Consider the following 15,242-nt stretch of genomic DNA (forward strand, 5'->3'; position numbering starts at 1 on the left):
GTGAGGATCTGGTGGCCCTGGATCCTGGCGAGTCGACCATCATCTACCGCGGCTTCCGTGACTTCGTCGGACCCTACGTGGCACACTGCCACAACCTGGCACACGAGGACCACGCCATGATGTTCGGCTGGGAGATCACGCCATGACAGCGGTTCCAGCGGGCACCGCCAGCTGGAACAGCAGCGGGACCGGCGCCTCGGCGCCGGCCCGCCCCGCGGTTCCCTGGCGGACGGTCCTGCCCCTGGCAGTACTGATGGCCTACGCCGACGGCTTCTGGATGGTGTCGCTCAGGGGCGCCGTGGGGGCCATCGAGCGCACACAGGAGCCGTTTGTGAGTTGGCTCCGGGAGTCGACGCTGCTGCTCCCGGTGTTCGTCCTGGCGGTTATAGCCGCCGTGACGGTGGCGCTGCGGTGGTTCGGGCCAGCGCTGGCGGGCAAGAAGGCATTCTTCACCACAGCCCTGCTGATTGCCGCGGCCGGCACGCTGGCCGGGACTCTCACGCTGGCCGCCAGCGAAGCCTGGGACTACGCCCTGCAGCACGACCTCATGGGTTCCCTGCACCATGCGAGGACCGCCGGGTCCGCGGAGCAGCTGGACCAGGCATCCCTCGGGCTTCAGCTGGCTGCCTTTGGCTACGGCGTCGGCCTGCTCGTTGTCACCAATGTCGTGGTGACCGGGTGGACGGTGGCAATCCGGGGCGGGAGGCTGGATGTCAGCCGCCGGCCGAAGGAGGCCTCGAAGAGGGCCCCCAGTCGCATGCGGGCCGATGGTGCCCGGACGGCCGCCACGGACCTCAGGCAGATAGTGGCGGCGGTGGCACTGTTCGGCTGCGCCGCCATCCACCTCGCCGCCATACCGGACCACCTCGACCACTGGGTGGTGGCCAGCGCCTTCTTCCTGACCCTGGCGGTGGCGGAGGTGGCAGGAGGCATCCTGCTGCTGGGACGGCCTGGCGTGAACGTCCTCGTTGCCCTTGCGGCCCTCTCGGCCGTGCCGCTGGTGCTGTGGGCGTGGTCCCGCACTGCCGGGCTCCCCTTCGGCCCCGACTCCGGAGTGCCCGAGCCCCTTGGCCTGGCAGATGCCGCCGCAAGCCTCCTCGAGCTGGGAACGCTGGTGATCGCCGTCGTCCTGCTCCGGGCCAAACGCCGGGGAACCGGCGGGCCGGAGGGGCGGAAGGCGGCGTCGGCGCACCTCCGTGCACTGGCTGTGGTGGGCGCCATGGCCATTGGGTCCCTGGGCGTCGCCGGAGCCGTGCCCGGCTGGTTGGGAGACGTGGACACCTCGGGGTACACAGTTCACAGCTCTACCCATTAGGAGCACCATCCAGATAAGAACGACTCAACACAGATGCGACGGCGGCGGGCCCTGAGGGGCCCCCGCCGTCGTTTCAACGGGCAAAAGCGGTGTGCGGTAACAGTGGTAACAAGCAATTTACATGCCCGAAACCTACCGGGGATTCCGGCGCTCTATGTTGTGGGGACACACGGCATTCGTCCGGTCTCAGCAAAATGCCACACACCGATTTCTTGGAGTGGAGTTCGACGTGAACGCTGGAGATGTTGCCTGGATCCTCGCAAGTTCTGCACTGGTCTGCATGATGATTCCCGCCCTGGCCCTCTTCTACGGAGGCATGGTGGGATCGCGCCGGATCCTGAACATGATGATGATGTGCTTTGGCGGGGCCAGCCTGGTGGCCGTGCTGTGGGCGCTGTTCGGGTACTCGATGGCCTTTGGCAATTCGGTGAACGGCCTGGGCCTGATCGGGGACATCACGCAGTACGCAGGCCTGGAGCCGATGCTGAAAGACAATCCCGACGCCGCCCTGCCGGCGGCGCTGTTCACGGCCTTCCAGCTGTTCTTCGCGTGCGTGACCACCGCGCTGGTTGCCGGTGCGGCCGCCGGCAGGATGAAGTTCGGCGCCTGGATGGTGTTCGCGGGCGTCTGGGCCACGCTGGTCTACTTCCCCATCGCGCACTGGGTCTTCGCGTTCGACTCAGCGGACGGTTCGATGAAAGGCGGCTGGATAGCCAACGGCATCAAGGCCATCGACTATGCCGGCGGAACAGCAGTGCACATGAACGCCGGCGCCGCCGCCCTCGCCTTGGCGCTGGTCCTGGGCCGCAGCACCGGCTGGCCCAAGATGGAACACTCCAAGCCGCACAGCCGGCCCCTGGTGCTGGTGGGCGCGGGCCTGCTCTGGATTGGCTGGTTCGGCTTCAACGCGGGCTCTGCGCTGTCCGCCGGGCACGCTGCGTCGGTGGTGTTCCTCAACACCGCGGTGGCCGCCGCCGCGGGCCTGCTCGCCTGGGCACTCGTTGAACGCATCAGGCATGGGGCCACCACCAGCATGGGCGCAGCCTCAGGCCTGGTCGCCGCACTCGTGGCCATCACCCCTGCCTGCGGCGCGGTCAGTCCGCTGGGCGCCGTGGCAATCGGCGCCATCGCCGGTGCTGTCTGCTCGCTGGCGATCGAATGGAAGTTCCGCCTCGGCTTCGACGACTCACTGGACGTGGTGGGCGTGCACCTGGTGGGCGGCATCATCGGTACGCTCCTGATTGGCATCTTCGCCACCAGCAGCGCACCCAACGGCGTCAGCGGCCTGCTGTACGGCGGCGGCCTCCGGCAGTTGGGCATCCAGTCAATCGCGACAGTTGCCGTGCTGGTCTACTCCTTCGGCCTGACCTGGGTGATCGCCAAGGTGGTGGACATGGCCATGGGCCTGCGCATCCACGAAGAGGACGAACTTCGCGGCATCGACCTCGCCGCCCACTCGGAATTCGCCTACCTGACAGACGAAGACCCAGTGAACCTGGGCGCCGCACCCCTGTCCTGAGCCGCGGACGGGCGCCTCTCGGTTTACCTGCCCTGGCGTTGGGCCACAGGATTGGACCGGGGTGGGGCCACCGTCTAGCGTGAGTCCTATGTCGGCAGCCGATGCTTTAGCCAAATCCAGCAGCAATCCCCTGCTTGTCCTGGGGAAAATCACGTCGATCCTGGACGCCTTCTCGCTGTCCCGGCCGGTGCTGTCGCTGAGTGACATCCGGGAGTACACCGGGATGCCCACATCCACGGTACAGCGTCTGGTCACGAACCTGACCGCCCAAGGCTTCCTGGACCGGGAGGAAGACGCCTACCGCATCGGAATGCGGATGGCGTACTGGGCCGCTCCGGCCACGCGGGGGATGGAAGTCATCGACGTTCTCAGCCCCCTTTTGAAGACACTGCGTGAGACCACAGGTGAGACAGCTTGCTTCTTCAAGGCGGAGCAGCACTACCGGGTGTGCGTGGCAATGGCAGAGACCCGCCATGCGCTGCGCCGGGAGATGCATCTTGGCAAGGTGCTTCCGCTCTACGCAGGCTCGGCGGGCCGGGTCCTGCTGGCGTGGGATCACGATCTCATGGACGCCGTCCTGAAGGATCCGCTGGAGCCGATCACCGAGTCCACGATCACGAGTTCCGAAGATCTGGAGAGCGTGGTGAAGCAAACCCGGACGGACGGGTTTGCCATCACGGTGGGCGAGCGGGAAGACGGGGCTTCCGGGCTTTCGGCCCCCGTTTTCGATTCCGCGGCGGAGCTGGTGGGCGCGGTGAGCATCAGCGGACCCACGCTGCGGATGCCTTTGGAGACCTGTGAGGCCTGGGTGGAGCCGCTGCTTGCAACCGCCGAGCACATGACACGACTCATTGGCGGCCGGTTCCCCGGCGAGGCGTAGCGCCCCGCCGGAAAGCGGCGGCCGATGCGCGTCAGGGCAGGATGGTTATGCCCCGTTCAGCGAATTCACAGGGTGCGGCGGGGTGCGTCCGTCGGCGATCGCCACTGCATTGAGCGCGCTCAGGCGCGCCATCTCGCTGGGGACCGCCACGGTGGCGCTGCCCACGTGCGGCAGCAGCACGGTGTTGGGCAGTTCGGCGAGGCCGGGGGCGAGCCGCGGCTCGTCCTCGAACACGTCCAGCCCGGCACCGGCGATGACGCGGTCCCTAAGCGCCTCGACGAGTGCGGCCTCGTCCACCACCGGGCCGCGCGCAGTGTTGATCAGGATGGCATCGGGCTTCATCCGCTCGAGCACGGCCCGGTCCACCAGGTGCCGGGTCTGCTCGTTGAGCGGCACATGCAGGGACAGGAAGTCGCTGCGTTCCACCAGCTCATCCCAGGAAACCTGTTGCACCTTCCCGGCGAACTCGCCCAGCTCCCCGTCGCTGACCTGCCGGTGTCCCGGGGGCCGCGGGGCGAAGAGCACCTCCATCCCGAAGCCGAGCGCCCTGCGGGCGGCGGCTCGGGCGATCCGGCCGAACCCGGCCAGGCCCAGCACCGCGCCGGAGACGTCCCGGCCCAGCAGCAGCTCCGGTTCCCAGCCGTGGAAGTTGCCGTCACGGACCAGCCGGTCTGCCTCAACCACGCGGCGGGCGGTGCCGAGGATGAGCAGCATGGCGATGTCCGCCGTCGCGTCCGTCAGTACCCCGGGGGTATTGCCCACCAGGATGCCGTGCCGGGTGGCGGCGTCCACGTCGATGTTGTTGTATCCGACCGCGAAGTTGGACACGCCCTTCACCCGCGCGCTGGCCAGTAGCGGGGCATCGACGACGTCGCGCAGCTGGGTGAGGACAACGTCGTACTCGCCCGAGGCGCACAGCGCTGCCAGCGTGTCATAGTCGGGAGGGGTCGGCAGCACGGTGACCGTTCCGGCGTCGGACAGCAGCTGCAGGCCGGGGTCCGGGATCGCGGTGGTGACCAGGAAACTGTAGCCCATTCCTACTTCCTTCCCGTCGTGCCGGATGTTGTCGTGCAGGGTGCCGTGGTTCCGGGCGCAGCGGGACTGTCCGACGGGATGACCCAGCGGAACGCTGGGGCCTTGGACCTGGCGCCCTGCGCCGCCTTGGAGCGGTTTGGTTCGCCGAGCTCGGCCAGCAGCTTCTCGGAGAGGACCACGAGGTCCGCGAAGGTTTCGGGGGTCACCCAGCCGGGCCGGGTGGCGAACAGGATGTCCTCGCTGGACGTGTTGCCGCTGGCGCCCGGGGCGAACGGACAACCGCCAAGTCCGCCGAGCGCGCCGTCCACCATCGCGGCGCCGGCCTGGATAGCGGCGAGGGTGTTGGCCACGCCCAGGCCCCAGGTGTCGTGCCCGTGGTAGCCAATCCGGCGGGCCGGGGACTCGGCACGGACGCGCTGGATGAGGCCGGACACCTGCGCGGGGATGGCCTGGCCCAGGGTGTCGCAGAGGACGATGTCCGAGGTTCCCTCCGCCCGGGGGTCGTTGGCGATCGCCAGGACCCGTTCCTCGGGCACAGTCCCCTCGAACGGGCAGGTGAAGGACGTGGCGATGCACAGCTGGATCTGCCCGTTGACCGCCTGCGCATACTCCACTGCCTGGGGCAGCGCGGCGAGGCTCTCCTCTGTGGTGCGGCCGATGTTCGCCTTGTTGTGCGAGTCCGACGCCGAGAGGCAGTACTGGAAGTTGCGCGCTCCGGCGGCCGCGGCCTTGGCCACGTGTCCGGGGGTGGCCACCCAGATCCAGCACTTTTCCAGTTCCTCAGGGTTGAGGTTCTGGACCACTTCCAGGGTGTTGGCCATGGTGGGAACCAGGTCCGGCCGGGCCATGGAGCCCAGCTCGATGGCCGGGACGCCCAGGCGTAACAGTTCCCGGACCGTCTCCAGCTTCCGTTCGGTGGACAGGACCTTCCCCGTGAGCTGCAGCCCGTCCCGCAGGGTGACGTCCCGCAGGATGACGCCGCCCAAGCCGAGCGCCGGGTCAGGCAGGATGTGGTGCTGGTTCATGCCTGGAATGCCTCCTCGCGGCCCGATGCCGCACTGATCTCCGCCGGGTCCATGCCGAGGAGCCCGGCCAGGATTTCTGCCGTGTTTTCGCCCAGGTCCGGGCCGAGGTTCCGGATGGGGAGCGATTCGCCGCCGATCACCGGAACAATACCCGGGAAGCCGACGCCGGGCAGGATCTCCGCGCCGGTGGAGACGTCGAATTTCTGGACCATGTTGCGGGCAGCGTACTGGCTGTCGGTGCTGATGTCCGCCGCCGTGTAGATGGGCCCGGCCGGAACACCGGCCGCGTCCAGGGCGGCCAGGGCATCGGCCGCATCCAGCGCCGCGGTCCAGGCACCGATGGCCTGGTCCAGTTCCTCGCGCCGGTCCCACCGGCCGGCATTGCTCTGCAGCGCAGGGTCTTCGGCGAGGTCGGGGCGGCCGATGGTCTGCATGTACCGCTGGTAGATGGCGTCCCCGTTGCCGGCCACCACGATGCTGGCCCCGTCCCGGCAGATGTAGGCGTTTGAGGGCGCGATCCCCTCCATCCTGCCGCCGACGCGCTGCCGGTCCACGCCGTAGGCCTGGTAGTCGGGGACCAGGGATTCCATCATGGAGAACATGGCCTCGTTCAGCGCCACGTCAATGATGCGCTCAGTGAGCGGCACAGCGCCGGACGAGTCCCGGCGTCGGGCCTCCCGCTGGTAGAGGCTCATCATGGAGCCAAACGCGGCGTACAGTCCGGCGATGGAGTCTCCGATGGAGACGCCGACCCGTACGGGCGGACGGTCCGGGTCGCCGACGAGGTTGCGGAACCCGCCGTAAGCTTCGGCGACGGCGGCAAAGCCGGGACGCTCGGACAGCGGTCCGGTCTGCCCGAAGGCGGAGATGCGCGTGATGATGAGTTCCGGGTTGGCCTCATTGAGAACGTCCGGGCCGAGGCCCCACTTCTCCAGCGTGCCCGGCCGGAAGTTTTCCAGCAGGATGTCCGATTTCGCGGCGAGCTTCAGGACTGCCTGCTTGCCGGCCTCGGTCCGCAGGTCCAGGACGACGGACTTCTTGTTGCGGTTGATGGTCCGGTACAGCATGGAGGTGTCGCCCTTGTGCAGCCGCCAGTTGCGCAGTTCGTCGCCGGTTCCCGGCCGCTCGACCTTGATGACCTCGGCGCCGAAGTCAGCGAGGAGCCGCCCGGCCGTGGGAGCGGCAATGTAGTTTCCGAGTTCCAGGACGCGGATGCCTTCCAGGGGCGCGATGCGTGGTGGTGTCATGGTGTCTTCTTCCTTCGTGGGCGTAGGCCGGGAACGCGCTGGGTTGTCAGGTTCAACATGGGCTCTCAGGTTCGATTAGAACAGCAGGCTCATAGGCAGGATTAGGAGGATTGCGACGACGGAGGCCACCGAGACCCCAACGGTCACCGATTTCAGGGCACCCCGTACGCTCTGGCCCAGGAGAGACTGCAGGAGCCAGAAGGTGTTGCTGGTGACGTGGACCATGAACAGTGATCCGGCGCCGGCCGACAACGCCAGCAGCACGGGGTCCAGGCCGATGACGGGTGCGATGGGGGCCAGCAGGCCCGCGGCGGTGATGGCGGAAAGCGTCACGGAGCCGACGGCGATGTGCAGTACGGCCGCGATGGCCCAGACCACCAGGAGCGGGGCGACAGTACTGGCGGAGAAGAAGCCGCCGAGGATGTGGCCGAGGCCGGCCACGGCGACGGTCGCGGCGAGGGAGCCACCCACGCCGGTGAGGATCAGGATCTGGCCGCTTTCCTTGAAGCCGACGGCGATGGCCTCCTCGACGCGCTTCTGCCCGATAGCGGAGCGGCTAACGAGGCAGGTTCCGATCAGGCCGATCAGCAGTGCGATCACCGGTTCGCCCAGGAGCTGCAGCCACGGCAGGTCGACCTTCAGGATCTGCAGGATGGCCCCTGCCCCGATGAGGAGCAGCGACGTCAGCAGCGGCGCGAACAGGACGATCAGCGGGAACTGCTTCGGTTCGCGTTCGGCCACGGCAACGTTTCCGCTGGCCTGTGCTTTTGTTCCGCTGGAGGCCGCGGTTCCGATAGAGCCCGGCCGGCCTCCGGTGGCACCGGCGGCAACGGGGTGGCCAGCACCGCCGTCGTACTCTTCCTCTTCGCCCTCCCGGTCTTCCTCGGCGACAAAGGTGTGGTCCTCATCCTTGGCTTCGTTCCAGAAGCCGCGGCGGAAGAGGAACGACATGATGGCGATGGCGATGATGATGGTGGGAATGACCAGCAGCAGCCCGAACAGCAGCATCTTGCCCAGCGGGACTTTGAGGAGGCCTGCCAGGGCGAGCGATGCAACGCCCGGAACCGTGAAGACAATGCCGCATTCGAGGGCAATGGCCATGGCGGTGGCCATGCGTGCCGTGCCGAGCTTGCCGATTCTGGGTGCCAGCTTTCGGGCCAGCGGGGCCGAGATGACGAGCAGGACGTCCAGGAAAATGGACTGCAGCAGCGTTCCGATGGCCAGGCCCATGGTGTAGGGCAGGCGCTTGGGCCCGAACGTGTTCAGCAGGTGCTCAACGAGGCGCCGGATGGCACCGGTCTGGTTGAGGATGGAGCCCATGAGGACGCCGAAGGCGATGAGCAGGCCGACGTCCACCATGATGTCGCCGAATCCGGACGTGATGGTTTTGACCGTCTTTTCGACGCCGAGGCCCACGGCCAGGCCGAGGTACACGGAGCTTATTACCAGGGCTATGACGGGGTTCACCCTGAAACGGACAATCAGGAGCACGGCGGCTAGGACCGCGACGGCTGTGTTGATCAGGACAGCGATGTCTGACATGAGAGGGAATCCGATCGTTGGGCCTTCCGCACTGAAGGCTTGGGAGCAGGTGTGGTCGTGAGGGCGACACATTCGCTGTTCCCATATTATGGGTTCCAGCTCACAATGCAAGATTTTGCAGATGATTTTAAACGCATCGGGCGTCCGGCCATGCGGCCGGACGCCCGATGCGTCGTTTGAAAATTACTGTTTCAAGAGGCTTTCGCGCTTGCCCCTGCCACCCCGCTCATCGCGGGCTGGGTTTCGACGTTGTTGAACGTGTAGAGGTGGACACCCGCAAGAGCAGGTTCCATGGCTGCAAGTTCGGAAACCAGGGACCGGGATGAGTAGCTGCCGGCGTTGAGGAGCCTGCGGGCGAGGGGCCCCTTGCGGTTCAGGAACTTCAGCGATGGCCCGACCCCGATCTTGGTGGCCAGCGCGATCAGCTTGGCCCGCGGGACGGCCCCGGCCACGCCCGCCCAGATCGGAAGATCGACACCTTCGCGGCGCAGCAGTTCGGCGTACCAGCCGATCCTGGCGGCAGAAAAGCACATCTGGGTCACTACGGTGGAGGCCAGGTGCTGCTTCTCCAGCAATGCATCGAGCATGTGCAATTCATTGTGCTTTGGATGGCCCTCCGGATATCCAGCCACGCCGATGGCCATGGTCCCGCCGGTCAGATCGGCAATGTCCTCCATGAGCCGGCTGCTGTTGCCGTAGGGGCCGGCAGCGTCCGGAGCATCGCCGCCGATCGCGAAAACCTCGGTGATCCCTGCCGCTTCGCAGTCCCGGAGCATGCCCGCCAGCTGGGCGCGGCTCTCGATGCTCCGTGCAGCCAGATGCGGGATCACCTTGTAGCCCAGCAGGCCAAGCCGGGCCGATGCCTGCACGGTGGTTTTAACCCCGTGGTGCGGCAGGCATGTCACGGTCAGTGCTGATCCGGCAGGAACATGTGCCTGGACTTTGGGAATGATTCCGTCCGTGGGAATGATCTCCATGCGCAGAGGCAAGTGGTTCGTCATGGGTAGCTCCAGGTCTGGTCGGATGGGCTTGTCAGCGGAGGATGACCGTCCGGTTCCCTGACAGGATGATCCTTCCGTCTGCGTGCCAGCGCACAGCATTCGTCAGGGCCTTGCACTCCGCGTCCTTGCCCGCGGACACCAGATCCGCGGGAGCATAGGTGTGGTCCACCTCAATCACTTGCTGCGCGATGATCGGGCCCTCGTCGAGCTCTGAGTTGACGTAGTGGGCGGTGGCACCGATCGTTTTCACACCGCGTTCATACGCCTGGTGATACGGTTTTGCGCCCTTGAAGCTGGGCAGGAAGGAGTGGTGGATGTTGATGGCCCTGCCGGCGAGCCGGGCAGTGGCCGAGTCGCTGAGGACCTGCATGTAGCGGGCCAGGACCACGAGTTCAACGTCATACGCGTTCACCAGCTCAAAGAGCCCGGCCTCGGCTTCGGCCTTGGTCTCCGGCGTCACGGGGATGTGGTGGAACGGGACCCCGTGCCAGGCCGCGAGCCCTTCCAGGTCGGGGTGGTTGGACACCACTGCCGCGATCTCCAACGGGAGTTCGCCGCTGCGGGCGCGGACCAGCAGGTCGTTGAGGCAGTGATCGTATTTGGACACCATCACCAGGATCCGCTGCTTGCGGTCATGGCGCTCCAGGCGCCAGTCCATGCGCCATTGCCCTGCCAGCGGCGCGAAGCTGGCCCGCAACTGTTCGACGGCGGCGGTGCCACCTGCGGTATCACCTGTGGAGGCGAAGTGGACCCGCATGAAGAAGTGCCCCGCGTCCCGGTCACCGAACTGCTTGAGGTCAACGATGTAGCACTCCTGCTTGAGCAGGAAATCCGCAACTGACTGGACGATTCCCAGGGCATCCGGGCAATGCAAGGTCAGCACAAACTCCCTGCCGGCCTCCGGAGTCCGGGCCCCGCGGGCCTGGCCCGCCGCCGTCGGCTTTTCCTCTGTCCCGATCATCCCTTGACACTTTCCTTCTCCTCGAGACGCCGGCTCGCATGCTCGCGGGCGGCGGTCTCCTCGGCCTGAAGCTCCTCCTGGAAGGCCGCGTAGCGGGCGAGGTGGGCCGGCCGGCGGCGCAGAACCAGCCACGCCGCACCGAGCAGGATGAACCAAACGGGTGTGACCAACAGCGCGGCAAGGGTGTCGGGCTGGGTGGTCAGGGTCCACAGCACAAAGGCGAAGAACGCGAAGACCACCCACACCATGGGGATGCCGCCGGGCATCTTGAACTTCGATGCAGTATGCAGGTGCGGGCGGCGGCGGCGGAAAGCGATGTAGCTGGCGAGGATGATCGACCAGACGAAGACGAAGCAGACGGCGGACACGGTGGTGACCATGTCGAACGCCTTGCCGACGTCCTGGCCGGCGTACATGAGCACCACTCCGGAGAGCAGCAGCACGCAGGACAGGAACAGGGCGTTGCTGGGTACCTTGCGCCGGGACAGGCTGCCAAAGACGGACGGCGCGTCGCCTTCCTGGGCCAGGCCGTAGACCATGCGCGAGGTGGAGTAGATTCCGGAGTTGGCCGAGGACATCGCCGAGGTCAGCACTACGAGGTTGACCACCGTGGCGGCGGCCCCGAGTCCGGCCAGCGAGAACATCGCAATGAACGGGCTGTGGCCGGCCGCGAACTGGGTCCATGGAGTGACGGACATCAGGATAATGAGGGCACCCACGTAGAAAAGCAGCACGCGGACCGGGATGGAATTGATGGCCTTGGGAAGGTTTTTCTCCGGGTTCTTGGCCTCAGCAGCCGTAGTGCCCACCAGTTCGATGCCCACAAAGGCGAACACGGCAATCTGGAAACCGGCCACGAAGCCCATGAATTCGTTGGGGAAGAAGCCGCCATGGCTCCACAAGTTAGAGAAGCTTGCCTGCCCGGCGCCGCTCTGGAAACCGGTGAAGATCATGAACATGCCCACCACGATCAGGGCAGCAATTGCAATGATCTTGATGAGGGCAAACCAGAATTCGGTCTCACCGAACGCCTTGACCGTGGTCAGGTTCAGCAGCAGCAGGATGGCGACGGTGGCCAGGCCGGGAATCCAGAGGGGCAGTCCCGGCCAGAGCTCACGGGAGTACCCTGCGATGGCGATGACGTCCGCAATTCCGGTAATCACCCAGCAGAACCAGTAGGTCCATCCGGTGAAGAACCCCGCCCAGGGCCCCAGCAGGTCAGCGGCGAAGTCGCTGAAGGACTTGTAATTGAGATTGCTCAGCAGCAGCTCGCCCATGGCCCGCATGACGAAAAACAGCATGAAGCCAATGATCATGTACACGAAAATCACGGACGGCCCGGCCGCGGAAATGGTTTTGCCGGAGCCCATGAACAGGCCCGTGCCAATGGCACCGCCGATGGCGATCAGCTGGATGTGCCGGTTGCTCAGCTGCCGCTCCAGGCGGGGAGCCTCGGCGGCTGGCGAACCGGTTGGGGAGGCAGGAGGATGAATCGTCATAAGGAACTCCATCGTTCAAGTGGCCTTGGATGGCCACACTGATTCGGTTCCTCCCCGCTCTGTATGGGACCTGAGAGATTCCGCGGACAGGGTCGTCCGCTTGCACCGTCGGTGAGACAGGACGTGCCTGCCTGCTTTCCAGAGTTGCCTCGCCGCGGCGGTACGTGGGCCTGAGAGTTTCCTGGGGAGGGTTTGCTCCTACGGCGCCTGCTGAACGTACCGGCAGGGCTCTCCCGCCGCAGATCGTAAGCATATTCAGTTATGTCGAGAAAAATCATGCGTGTCGACGGCGGCCGTTTGCCGGCCGGACCCGCTGGCCACCGGATCAGTGTGGTCTCGGTCACGAAGAAATGTCGAACGGGGACCTCCGATTTGGCACGGACGGAATTGTCCGGTAACTTGTGAGCCGAATCACCCCACATCTTCATAGCCTTTCGAACCGTGGCGGGAGAGTCCTCCCTGTCATTCACCGGGCAGGCGCCGTAGGAGCAAATCCTCCCCAGGAATCTCTCAGGCCCCCGTACCGCCGCGGCTAGGCAACTCTGGAAAGCAGTCCGGGTAACCGGACTCACCGACGGTGCAAGCGGAGAACCATGTCCGCGGAATCTCTCAGGTCCAATACAGAGCGGGGAGGAACCCAAACCATGCCGTGTCACACGTGGCCGGCCAAACCTGGAGTTCCTCATGACGATTCAATCTCTTCCTTCAACGTTTGCCGACCGGCATATCGGCGCCAGGCGCCAGGCCGATATCGACACCATGCTCAAGAACATCGGCTATGACACTGTCGATGGCCTCGTGGATACCGCCGTTCCGGCGTCCATCCGCCAGGACAATGCCCTCCGGCTCACCGCAGCACTAAGCGAAGTTGAGGTCCTGGCCGAGCTCCGCCGCCTGGCCGCGAAGAACAAGACCGCCGTGCAGATGATCGGCCAAGGCTACTACGACACCGTCACCCCGCCGGTGATCCGCCGCAATGTCCTCGAAGCCCCCGCCTGGTACACCGCCTACACCCCGTACCAGCCGGAGATTTCGCAGGGCCGGCTCGAAGCGCTGCTCAACTTCCAGACCATGGTCCAGGACCTGACCGCGCTGCCGGTCGCCAACGCCTCCCTGCTGGATGAAGCGACCGCCGTGGCCGAGGCCGTGCTGCTGATGCGCCGTGCCAACAAGGCCGCAGGAGCCAAGGACGGCAAAACAGTCCTGGACGCCGACTGCCTCCCCCAGACCATCGCCGTCGTGCTGGGCCGCGCCGAGGCGCTCGGCTTCGAGGTCGAGGTTGCAGACCTTTCCCAGGGCCTGCCCGACGGCGACATCAACGGCGTCGTCCTCCAGCAGCCGGGCGTTTCGGGCCGGGTGTGGGACCAGTCCGGCGCGATCGCCGCCGCCAAGGAGCGCGGTGCGCTGGTGACGGTGGCGGCCGACCTGCTCGCCCTGACCCTGATCACGCCTCCCGGCGAGCAGGGCGCCGACATCGCCGTCGGAACCGCGCAGCGTTTCGGCGTGCCGCTGTTCTTCGGCGGCCCGCACGCGGCCTACATGGCAGTGCGCACCGGCATGGAGCGCACACTGCCCGGCCGCCTCGTGGGCGTCTCCAAGGACAACGCCGGCGTCCCCGCCTACCGCCTGGCGCTGCAGACCCGCGAGCAGCACATCCGCCGCGAGAAGGCCACGTCCAACATCTGCACCGCCCAGGCGCTGCTGGCCATTGTGTCGTCCTTCTACGCCGTCTACCACGGCCCCGACGGCCTGAAGGCAATCGCCGGGACCGCCCACAACAACGCCCGCGTCCTCGCCACCGCACTCAAAACGGCGGGCCGCGAACTGGTCAGCGACTCCTTCTTCGATACCCTCACCGTGCGTGTGCCCGGCAAGGCCGGCAAGGTCATCACGGCGGCAGAGGCCCGCGGCATCAACCTGCGCCTCATCGACGCGGACACCGTGGGCGTTTCCATTGATGAAACGACGACGGCGGCAACACTTTCCGCCGTGGCCGTCGCCTTCGGCGCCGGCCCGGTCGGTGACGCGCAGGGATTTGAACTCCCGGAAGCCGTGCTGCGCACCTCCGGCTACCTGCAGCACCCGGTGTTCAACACGCACCGCTCTGAAACCCAGCTGCTGCGCTACATCCGCAAGCTTTCCGACCGTGACCTGGCGCTGGACCGGACCATGATCCCGCTGGGTTCCTGCACCATGAAGCTGAACGCGACGGCCGAGATGGAGGCCATCTCCTGGCCGGAGTTCGCCTCGATCCACCCGTTCGCCCCGGACTCCCAGACCGAGGGCTGGCGCGAACTCATTGAGGGTCTGGAAGCCGACCTCGCCGAGATCACCGGGTACGACCAGGTGTCCATCCAGCCCAACGCCGGCTCCCAAGGTGAGCTCGCCGGGCTGCTGGCGATCCGCGGCTACCACCTGTCCCGCGGCGACGACCAGCGCAACGTCTGCCTGATCCCGGCTTCTGCGCACGGCACCAACGCGGCCTCGGCCGTGCTGGCCGGCATGAAGGTGGTCGTCGTGGCCACCGCTGCCGACGGCACGATCGACCACGCCGACCTGTACGCCAAGATCGAGGCGCACAAGGACGTTCTCTCGGCGATCATGATYACCTACCCGTCCACGCACGGGGTGTACGACGCCGACGTCCGCGAGGTCTGCGACGCCATCCACGCGGCCGGCGGCCAAGTCTATGTGGACGGCGCCAACCTCAACGCCCTCGTGGGCCTGGCCCAGCCGGGCAAGTTTGGCGGCGACGTGTCGCACCTGAACCTGCACAAGACGTTCTGCATCCCGCACGGCGGCGGCGGACCCGGCGTCGGCCCCGTCGCGGCGAAGGCGCACCTTGCCCCGTTCATGCCGGGCGATGCGAACAAGGCCGCGCATGAAGCGGGCTCTGCCGGTTCAACAGGCGTGGCCATTTCTGCCTCCCGGTTCGGTTCGGCGGGCGTGCTGCCGATTTCCTGGGCSTACGTGAAGCTCATGGGCGGCAGCGGCCTGACCGAGGCCACCAAGTCGGCCCTGCTGGCAGCGAACTACGTCGCGTCGCGGCTGAATGAGTTCTTCCCGGTCCTCTACACCGGGGACAGCGGCCTGGTGGCACACGAGTGCATCCTGGACCTGCGCGAACTCACCGCCCGGACCGGCGTGACCGCCGAGGACGTCGCCAAGCGCCTGATCGACTACGGCTTCCACGCCCCCACCCTGGCGTTCCCGGTCGC

12 protein-coding genes and 2 riboswitches are annotated in these 15,242 nt (G+C 66.5%); of the genes, 5 read left to right on the plus strand and 7 right to left on the minus strand.

The window, feature by feature from the left end:
• Positions 1-11: 11 nt before the first annotated feature.
• The 4 genes from AC1DFE_RS23050 (at position 12) to AC1DFE_RS23065 (ending at position 3,714) form a co-directional block, all read left to right on the plus strand.
• Positions 12-146: a multicopper oxidase domain-containing protein gene (locus AC1DFE_RS23050; RefSeq protein ID WP_476907977.1), complete on the plus strand. Its 135-nt coding sequence runs from the start codon at positions 12-14 to the stop codon at positions 144-146.
• Positions 143-1,315: a hypothetical protein gene (locus AC1DFE_RS23055; protein WP_476908165.1), complete on the plus strand. Its 1,173-nt coding sequence runs from the start codon at positions 143-145 to the stop codon at positions 1,313-1,315. Before AC1DFE_RS23050 ends, AC1DFE_RS23055 begins: the two co-directional genes overlap by 4 nt.
• Before the next feature lie 229 nt (positions 1,316-1,544).
• The gene (locus AC1DFE_RS23060; RefSeq protein WP_476908166.1) at positions 1,545-2,834 is read left to right on the plus strand and encodes an ammonium transporter; all 1,290 of its coding nucleotides are present in this window, start codon (positions 1,545-1,547) and stop codon (positions 2,832-2,834) included.
• 88 nt (positions 2,835-2,922) lie between these two features.
• Entirely contained in the window at positions 2,923-3,714 is a 792-nt protein-coding gene (locus tag AC1DFE_RS23065; protein WP_476908167.1) for an IclR family transcriptional regulator, read from the plus strand.
• Between the two features lie 45 nt (positions 3,715-3,759).
• Here AC1DFE_RS23065 and AC1DFE_RS23070 read toward each other — a convergent pair whose 3' ends face one another.
• The 7 genes from AC1DFE_RS23070 to cycA all read right to left on the minus strand — a co-directional run bounded on the left by AC1DFE_RS23070 (position 3,760) and on the right by cycA (position 12,024).
• Positions 3,760-4,749 carry a 2-hydroxyacid dehydrogenase gene (locus tag AC1DFE_RS23070; protein ID WP_476908168.1) on the minus strand — a complete coding sequence of 330 codons (990 nt, stop codon included), beginning with the start codon at positions 4,747-4,749 and terminating at the stop codon, positions 3,760-3,762.
• A gap of 2 nt (positions 4,750-4,751) precedes the next feature.
• Positions 4,752-5,774 carry a beta/alpha barrel domain-containing protein gene (locus tag AC1DFE_RS23075; RefSeq protein WP_476908169.1) on the minus strand — a complete coding sequence of 341 codons (1,023 nt, stop codon included), beginning with the start codon at positions 5,772-5,774 and terminating at the stop codon, positions 4,752-4,754.
• Positions 5,771-7,021, minus strand: a complete 1,251-nt coding sequence (locus AC1DFE_RS23080; RefSeq protein ID WP_476908170.1) for a CaiB/BaiF CoA transferase family protein — start codon at positions 7,019-7,021, stop codon at positions 5,771-5,773. Before AC1DFE_RS23080 ends, AC1DFE_RS23075 begins: the two co-directional genes overlap by 4 nt.
• Before the next feature lie 75 nt (positions 7,022-7,096).
• The gene (locus AC1DFE_RS23085) at positions 7,097-8,563 is read right to left on the minus strand and encodes a GntP family permease (RefSeq protein WP_476908171.1); all 1,467 of its coding nucleotides are present in this window, start codon (positions 8,561-8,563) and stop codon (positions 7,097-7,099) included.
• Positions 8,564-8,754: 191 nt separating this feature from the next.
• Positions 8,755-9,564: a methylenetetrahydrofolate reductase gene (locus tag AC1DFE_RS23090; RefSeq protein ID WP_476908172.1), complete on the minus strand. Its 810-nt coding sequence runs from the start codon at positions 9,562-9,564 to the stop codon at positions 8,755-8,757.
• 31 nt (positions 9,565-9,595) lie between these two features.
• On the minus strand, positions 9,596-10,525 hold the full coding sequence (gene purU, locus AC1DFE_RS23095) for a formyltetrahydrofolate deformylase (RefSeq protein ID WP_476908173.1): 930 nt from the start codon (positions 10,523-10,525) through the stop codon (positions 9,596-9,598).
• A complete protein-coding gene (gene cycA / locus AC1DFE_RS23100; protein ID WP_476908174.1) occupies positions 10,522-12,024 on the minus strand; it encodes a D-serine/D-alanine/glycine transporter in 1,503 nt (500 codons plus the stop codon). Before cycA ends, purU begins: the two co-directional genes overlap by 4 nt.
• Before the next feature lie 148 nt (positions 12,025-12,172).
• Positions 12,173-12,270: riboswitch (glycine riboswitch) on the minus strand.
• 189 nt (positions 12,271-12,459) lie between these two features.
• Positions 12,460-12,560, plus strand: a riboswitch (glycine riboswitch).
• Positions 12,561-12,708: 148 nt separating this feature from the next.
• On the opposite strand from cycA, the gene gcvP reads away from it, so the two are divergent.
• Positions 12,709-15,242: aminomethyl-transferring glycine dehydrogenase (gene gcvP / locus AC1DFE_RS23105; RefSeq protein ID WP_476908175.1), on the plus strand; the 2,534-nt coding region annotated here is incomplete at its 3' end.

Source organism: Arthrobacter sp. 05T423 (assembly GCF_056396245.1).

Excerpts from the sequence above, each read along its gene's own strand:
- AC1DFE_RS23090 (WP_476908172.1), bottom strand. The coding sequence starts at position 9,564 with ATGACGAACCACTTGCCTCTGCGCATGGAGATCATTCCCACGGACGGA.
- AC1DFE_RS23055 (WP_476908165.1), top strand. The coding sequence starts at position 143 with ATGACAGCGGTTCCAGCGGGCACCGCCAGCTGGAACAGCAGCGGGACC.
- AC1DFE_RS23070 (WP_476908168.1), bottom strand. The coding sequence starts at position 4,749 with ATGGGCTACAGTTTCCTGGTCACCACCGCGATCCCGGACCCCGGCCTG.
- AC1DFE_RS23075 (WP_476908169.1), bottom strand. The coding sequence starts at position 5,774 with ATGAACCAGCACCACATCCTGCCTGACCCGGCGCTCGGCTTGGGCGGC.
- AC1DFE_RS23065 (WP_476908167.1), top strand. The coding sequence starts at position 2,923 with ATGTCGGCAGCCGATGCTTTAGCCAAATCCAGCAGCAATCCCCTGCTT.
- AC1DFE_RS23085 (WP_476908171.1), bottom strand. The coding sequence starts at position 8,563 with ATGTCAGACATCGCTGTCCTGATCAACACAGCCGTCGCGGTCCTAGCC.
- cycA (WP_476908174.1), bottom strand. The coding sequence starts at position 12,024 with ATGACGATTCATCCTCCTGCCTCCCCAACCGGTTCGCCAGCCGCCGAG.
- AC1DFE_RS23080 (WP_476908170.1), bottom strand. The coding sequence starts at position 7,021 with ATGACACCACCACGCATCGCGCCCCTGGAAGGCATCCGCGTCCTGGAA.
- purU (WP_476908173.1), bottom strand. The coding sequence starts at position 10,525 with ATGATCGGGACAGAGGAAAAGCCGACGGCGGCGGGCCAGGCCCGCGGG.